Origin of the sequence: Sporosarcina quadrami, assembly GCF_014836615.1 — a bacterium.
In the GTDB taxonomy this organism is placed as follows: Bacteria; Bacillota; Bacilli; order Bacillales_A; family Planococcaceae; genus Sporosarcina; species Sporosarcina quadrami.
In genome coordinates this window covers 209889-216341 of the sequence record NZ_JACSQN010000007.1, presented here as the reverse complement: position 1 = coordinate 216341, position 6453 = coordinate 209889, and the positions used below count along the sequence as shown (strand labels likewise).

Here is a 6453-nt window from a genome sequence, read left to right as displayed (position 1 = left end):
ACGCTGGAAGAGGAGGCAGCCACCATTCGCACATGAAGCTTGATTCCGCAGGAATCTTTGGAGACAGCCGTCCAATTCAGCGCGTTTTTTGGAAGCTTGATGTAGGTACCATCAATAATTCGAATGGGTCCTACATTTTTATTCAGGCCTTTGGCATTGCCTTGCAATGTCCAATACATAACTCCCAATTTGCCAAGAAGGTCAGCCAAATCCGCTGTATTCAATTCATTTAGCCGCCTACTAAGCTGAGAGTGACTGACGGAACTGACTCCGATCTCTTGTTGAAGATCCTTTTTTGAACGGATGCCAACTTCAATCTCCCTAAGACTCTCCCACTTGCATAAATGCGCCATGATGAAGATTTTCACCACAGAAAGATCTGTAAGCTTTTGCGTTTCATAATTCTTTAGCGGACAATCCAAGATATTACTCGGTAAATTTGATAAGTATTGACGAAAGACTAAATTTTGGTTTACACTTTTCATGAGCTTGCTCCTTTTGATAGTGTAGGGAACTGATTTAGTCGTCGTTTCCCTATCTACATTAGGAGCTTTTTTGTTTATTTGCAAGCGTTTTTCTGTAATATTTTGTACGCTCTTACTGTTTTTTCTTACCATGCAACGCTAGTGGGTACCGTCAAAATTCCTCCATGTCTTCTTTATATGCTAGGCAATAGAGGCAGTAGGATTCGTTTGTTTTGGTTAGTGGATTGGGTAGATAGGTGGTTATTAGGTTTGTGTTCATAAATGGTGGCGGTGTTAAATTGTTATGTTTGTAGTACATGAATGAGCTGTAAAGGTAATCTTCCATGTTTATGACTAGCGGAATGGTTGTATCGATCGGATTACGGTGGATGTAGCTGCTGATGGATAAAATAGCTTGTGGACTTTGAATTAGTGCAGAGTAGTAACGTTTTTCGTAGATGCGCCCGACGTGGTCGTATCTTTTAGAATAGTAATCGCTGTATCTTCGATTGATGTAGGCCATAATTTTACTTAGATTCGTTTCCGAACGGATGATGAGATGGTAATGATTGCTCATAATGCAATAGGCAAGCAGTGTAAAGGGGTGTTTGGCGTACGTGTATTCCATTGCACGCATTAAGTGTATTTTGTCTTCATGTGTTTGAAAGATATTGTCTCTATTGTTCCCGCGCATGCCGACGTGGTAATAGGCATGAGGTCGCCAATCGCGTTTTCTTCTTGGCACATTAAATACCTCCTGTTTTTAGTGTGTCTAGTAGGTCAGGTTCATTCATTTTCCAACGAATGGCTTCTTGTAGTGCTTCATCTGAAATCGAAGATGACCCTTCTAAGTCGGCAATTGTCCTTGAGATTCTGAGTAATTTTAGTTGCGTTCTGTTGCTCCATTTTTGCTCGAAACAAACTGTTTGCACAAGAGATTTCTGTTTAGCGGTGAATCGGCATGTCTCTTCTAATACTTGCAAAGGGACAAATCCGTTCAGCCATTCATTTCCATACCGCTTTCGTTGTATAGTACGTGCACGTGTTGTTCGCTCTCGAATAACGGAAGAGTCTTCTGTTGTTGAGTGAGCTTGAAAACCTACACTTTTTAGAGGGACAATAAAATCCAATCGATCTGATAAAGGGCCAGATGCTTTCAGTTGGTAGCTGGTCACTTGTTTTGATGTGCATGTGCAATACTTTTCGTTTGATCCGGCGTATCCGCAAGGGCATGGATTGGTGGCGGCAATTAAGATGAAACGCGATGGATACATGACAGTTTGCCTTACCCTGCTAATCGTAACTTCGCCCAATTCCATCGGTTGGCGCAACATATCTAACGTTTTACGCGGGAATTCACCGAGTTCGTCAAGAAATAAGACGCCGCGATTAGCTAAAGAAATCTCGCCAGGCTTTGGAAAAGTACCACCTCCTATTAAAGAGATAGAAGATGCAGAGTGATGGGGATGTCGATAAGGTGGGCGTGCCGACATTCCGCGGTTTTCCCGAGCTAAATGATAAATGCCGTATAATTCAACGATTTCTTCAGGAGTTAAGTCGGGTACTATCGTGTGGAAAGCATCAGCCAGCATGCTTTTTCCACATCCAGGGGGTCCTGTCAGTAAAACGTGGTGACATCCTGCTGCTGCGATCTCAAGAACTCTTTTCGTTTCCTGGTGACCGCGTATGTAGGAGAAATCGGCTATGGATTGCTCGATATTTGATAACTTCATTCCTTCTATATGTAGTTGTTGAAATGAGTCAGAAATGGAGGGAGAATGACCGTTTAAATAGGAGATAAGTGTTTCCACGTCAGGCAGGGGAATGATTTCTACGGCTTCTACATGTTGCAAAAAAGAAACATCGATAGGCGGGATTAATATACGTTTAAAGCCGAGGGCAACAGCTTGTTGGATTGCAGGAATCATCCCGTGAAAGGGGACGAGTTCGCAATTTAAGGACAGTGCTGCGATGACGCACGTCGATTCATCTATAGGCAATGGTTTCTGCATCACTTCTTGAATGACAGCGAGTAACATAGCACAGTCAAAACCTGTTCCACTCTTCCTGATATCGGCGGGCGAAAGATGTACCGTTATCTTTTTCATCGAAATATCGATGTTCATAGCATGCAAACAGCTGAGAACCCTTTCTTTTGATTCTTTAATGGAAGCATCTGGTAAACCAATTATGACAAACTGCTCCCGATCCATTCTGACATTCGCTTCAATTGCCACCTTATGTCCTTTCATCCCTTGAAGTCCGACACTCATAATATTCGTCACGATTGCTCTCCGCTCCCACTACTTTTTCTTTGACTCTACTGTAGATGAATGGAACTGGCAATTGTCAGAAAGAAATATTTTGACGCATAATTTAGCGGAAATAAAGAAAAAGAGGGGTGAAATCAAGTTTTGAGCAAGGTTTGTCGGTCAAATTAATATTTTGAAATAAGGCGGTACCTGTGCAACGAACGATTCGAAAAATACACTACAATTGCATAAACTGATATGCTGGATTGTGATATTCATTCAGTTTAAAGGTCGATTGATTGCATTAATAGTACTTTTAATGAATAGTCATAAATGTGTCATGCACAGGTACCCGCGCAATTACTGTTGAAGCAATTCGTCTGTTTTTAATATCCTCGTTTCATTCTTCCTACATAATGCAACGAGTAAATAGACAATTGGCGTATCCAATATAGCGATTGCGAACTTAAATACATATTGACTGACAATCATGCCTATTAAGACAGAAACAGGCATCGTACCCGCAAAGGCGATTGTAATGAAAATCGTCGTATCAACCAATTGGCTTACCATTGTCGATGCATTATTGCGCACCCATAATTGCTTTGTGCCATGCTTTCTTTTCAGTCTATCAAAAATGCTGACATCTAAATTTTGACTAATTACATACGCGGTAAGACTCGCTAATGTCACACGGAAACCGGCATTGAAAATTGTTTCAAACGCTTCTTGGTGCTCATACATTGGTGCTGCGGGTAAATGGATAGCAATCCAAATGAAAACGATTGACATCAGTTGTGCAATGAATCCTGTCTGCACGGTCTTTCTTGCAACATCTTTTCCGTAGGCTTCAGTAAGTACATCCAAAATAGGATAAGTGCAAACATAAATAATTGCGGCGGCGGGAATGACTATCCAACTGCCAATGCTCATTAGTTTAACCGCGACAATATTAGATAAAATCAATAGTCCTACGAAAATACCACTTAAATAGTATCTCATCGGTTATCAACCTTCTCTGGATACATATCATGGTTCATCAAACGATGCTCCGCCATTTTTTCGTATTTCGTTCCCGGCTTACCATAGTTGCAATATGGATCGATAGACAGCCCGCCACGAGGCGTAAACTTCCCCCATACTTCAATATACCGTGGTGCAATCAAATCAATTAAGTCATTCATAATGATATTAACGCAGTCCTCATGAAAATCCCCATGATTCCTGAAGCTAAACAAATAAAGTTTCAACGCCTTACTCTCCACAAGTTTCATGTCAGGCACAAAACTAATATACATCGTCGCAAAATCGGGTTGGCCAGTCATAGGGCATAGTGACGTGAATTCTGGACAATTAAATTTCACAAAGAAATCCCGTTCTGTATGGACATTATCGACTGCTTCCAAAATAGATGGATCATATTCATACGCATATTTCGTTTTTTGATTGCCTAGCAATGTTAAGTCGCTTAGTGTATTTTCATCTCTTCCAGCCAAATAAAAAACCTCCCTGAAATTTTTGTCAGGGAGGGGCCATAGAATTGGAAAAATAAAAGCCATGTCGAATGGACATGGCGTAATTTCCGTCATCCATAGTTTTTTATAGAGGGTCGCTATGAACCTCTCCCGAACAGGGTTATACATTTCGTGTATGACTTTACCCTATAACCCCAACCCTGTCAACACGAATTGTTTGGGTACCTGTGCAAGAGAGGATTCTGACAATACACTACAATTGCATAAAAAAGAGGAGAAGAAATGATGTTATCGAGTTTTCTATGTTGGAGATGTGTATAATAATACGGATTTTCGAATTGTCATAAATGTTCCATGCACAGGTACCTTCCAGATATTAAGTCTCGGGAATTGTCATTACTTCTTCAATATCAACTGTCGTTAAGAAACCTTCAGCTTGCATCCTCTGAACGAATTTCATTAATTCATTTTTCATCATGAGGATTTCGACGTCTTTAATTTCAAGGGGAGTTTGTTCAAGTTGCATGTTTAGACAAATCCTTTCTGTGTGTTTATAGTAGTTCATTTGTATTTGTGTTTAATGTTTTATTAATACTACTTTCGTTCCTTGTTTAAAGTATAGCATGTTTCATTAGCATAGAGGAAAAGTCTAAGTTGGGACATTTTTTTAAAAAAGGCTAAAATATTGATAGGTTTTGAATTAAATTTCCCAACGATTAGTGGTATGATTAATATTAACTATGTCTTATGATAGAGGAAGAGGGGTTGTCAATGAAAATAGGACATGTCATTCGGGCAGAACGGGTCCGGCAAGATATGAAACAAATTGTTCTGGCAAAAGGAATCTGTACTCCTTCTTATTTATCTAAGATTGAACGGAATTTAATTGCCCCCAGTGAAGATGTTGCTGAACTCCTTTTGCTGCGACTCGGTATGGATCCTGAAAGTTTTAATAGCCCCGCTGCTCAAGGAAATGAAGAGCGATTCTACAAGACAATGATGGACAGTTATCGCAATGTCATTGTAAAAAGGGATAAAGCCTATACAGAGCAACAGTTACATATCCTTATTGAGGAAAATGCACTTTCTTACGATGACTCAGTTTACTATACGTATTTACTCATTATATTTCGCTTCCGGTTAATAGTAGGTGGGGATTTGGAGGAACGGAGAAAAGAATTAGATGCGTTGGAAGAGCTCGCAGACTACTTTGATGAATTCCAGGTGTATTTGTTTAATGTGAATAAAGGGTTGTTTTTTTATGTATCTAATTTCTCAGTGAAGTCAATTGAATCTTTTGAGACGGCTTACTTACTACTCGAAGACTTGGGGGTAGATGAGTGGGAAATTGCTGAATTTCATTATATGTTAGGTGTTGCCTATGCCGCTGATGATCGTACACTTCATTCGATAGAACACGTTAGGAAAGCGCTAAGTTACTTTAGTGGGCAGTTTCAAATGAAGAGGGTCATGGATTGTTATATTATAATGGGAGTGAATCAGAAACAGTCTACGAATTACGAAGCTGCATTGGAATCTTATCTTAAAGCTAAGCAAATCTGTGAAGAATTTAGACTGAGTCAAAATATGGGCATCATTTTACACAATATAGGCTCGTTGTACAGTTTCATGGGAGAAAATCAAAAAGCAATAAAGTTTTTCAATGAAAGTCTTAATGACAAGTACGAGTCTAAAAAGGAACAGCTTCTTACGATGTTATGTATAGCAATGGTTCATTCTAAGGTAAAAGACCACGAACGTGTTCTTGAATGGTGTGATAAAGGTATACAGTTGTATAAAAATCTTAAAGACGAAAGCCTTGCCTCATACTTCCATGAACTTACCTTCTTACAATCATTAAACAGTGAGCAAGGTTTAGATGAAAAAATTGCCAAAACCGCTATAGCTTATTTTAAAGAAAAACAGAATTATCAACTTGTTTCAAAATATTGCATTGCATTTGGAAAATGGTATTTTAGTATGAATAAATATAAGTTATCCGCTTTACTATATGAAGAAGCACACAATTATGGTAATATTTATAAGAACATAACGGAATGGGAGGACATGTAATGAAAAAACTTTTATCAGTAGTATTCATTTTAGCTTTATTGGTTTCTTTTTCTACACAAGACAGAGCATTGGCTAATTCTAAAGATGAGCTACCGAAAATCATGAGAACGTTTTCTATCTCTCTAGCAAAATAATGTCCTAAAAAACGTCCTTCAACGGACGTTTTTTATATAATGAAATTGTATTCCT

The 6453-nt window shown here is 39.0% G+C and carries 8 protein-coding genes and 1 riboswitch; of the genes, 2 read left to right on the top strand and 6 right to left on the bottom strand.

Annotation, left to right across the window (positions count from 1 at the left end; all coding sequences use genetic code 11):
- From H9649_RS09800 to H9649_RS09775, 6 genes are all read right to left on the bottom strand, one after another.
- The coding region (locus tag H9649_RS09800) for a DUF4372 domain-containing protein (RefSeq protein WP_191694563.1) at nt 1–485 on the bottom strand (485 nt) is incomplete at its 3' end.
- 151 nt (nt 486–636) lie between these two features.
- A complete protein-coding gene (locus H9649_RS09795; RefSeq protein ID WP_191694562.1) occupies nt 637–1209 on the bottom strand; it encodes a transposase in 573 nt (190 codons plus the stop codon).
- A gap of 1 nt (nt 1210) precedes the next feature.
- Nucleotides 1211–2749, bottom strand: coding sequence for a YifB family Mg chelatase-like AAA ATPase (locus H9649_RS09790; protein WP_191694561.1), 1539 nt, complete (start codon nt 2747–2749; stop codon nt 1211–1213).
- Between the two features lie 327 nt (nt 2750–3076).
- Entirely contained in the window at nt 3077–3718 is a 642-nt protein-coding gene (locus tag H9649_RS09785) for a queuosine precursor transporter (protein WP_191694560.1), read from the bottom strand.
- Nucleotides 3715–4212, bottom strand: coding sequence for a preQ(1) synthase (gene queF, locus H9649_RS09780; RefSeq protein ID WP_191694559.1), 498 nt, complete (start codon nt 4210–4212; stop codon nt 3715–3717). The genes H9649_RS09785 and queF overlap by 4 nt, the downstream gene beginning before the upstream one ends.
- An 89-nt stretch (nt 4213–4301) precedes the next feature.
- Nucleotides 4302–4345: riboswitch (PreQ1 riboswitch) on the bottom strand.
- A gap of 222 nt (nt 4346–4567) precedes the next feature.
- On the bottom strand, nt 4568–4717 hold the full coding sequence (locus H9649_RS09775; RefSeq protein WP_191694558.1) for a hypothetical protein: 150 nt from the start codon (nt 4715–4717) through the stop codon (nt 4568–4570).
- 221 nt (nt 4718–4938) lie between these two features.
- Here H9649_RS09775 and H9649_RS09770 point away from each other — a divergent pair, with 221 nt between their 5' ends.
- Entirely contained in the window at nt 4939–6264 is a 1326-nt protein-coding gene (locus H9649_RS09770) for a tetratricopeptide repeat protein (RefSeq protein WP_318241676.1), read from the top strand.
- Complete coding sequence (locus H9649_RS17960) at nt 6264–6398, top strand: hypothetical protein (protein ID WP_263614044.1); 135 nt, start codon at nt 6264–6266, stop codon at nt 6396–6398. Before H9649_RS09770 ends, H9649_RS17960 begins: the two co-directional genes overlap by 1 nt.
- The last annotated feature ends 55 nt before the right edge of the window (nt 6399–6453 follow it).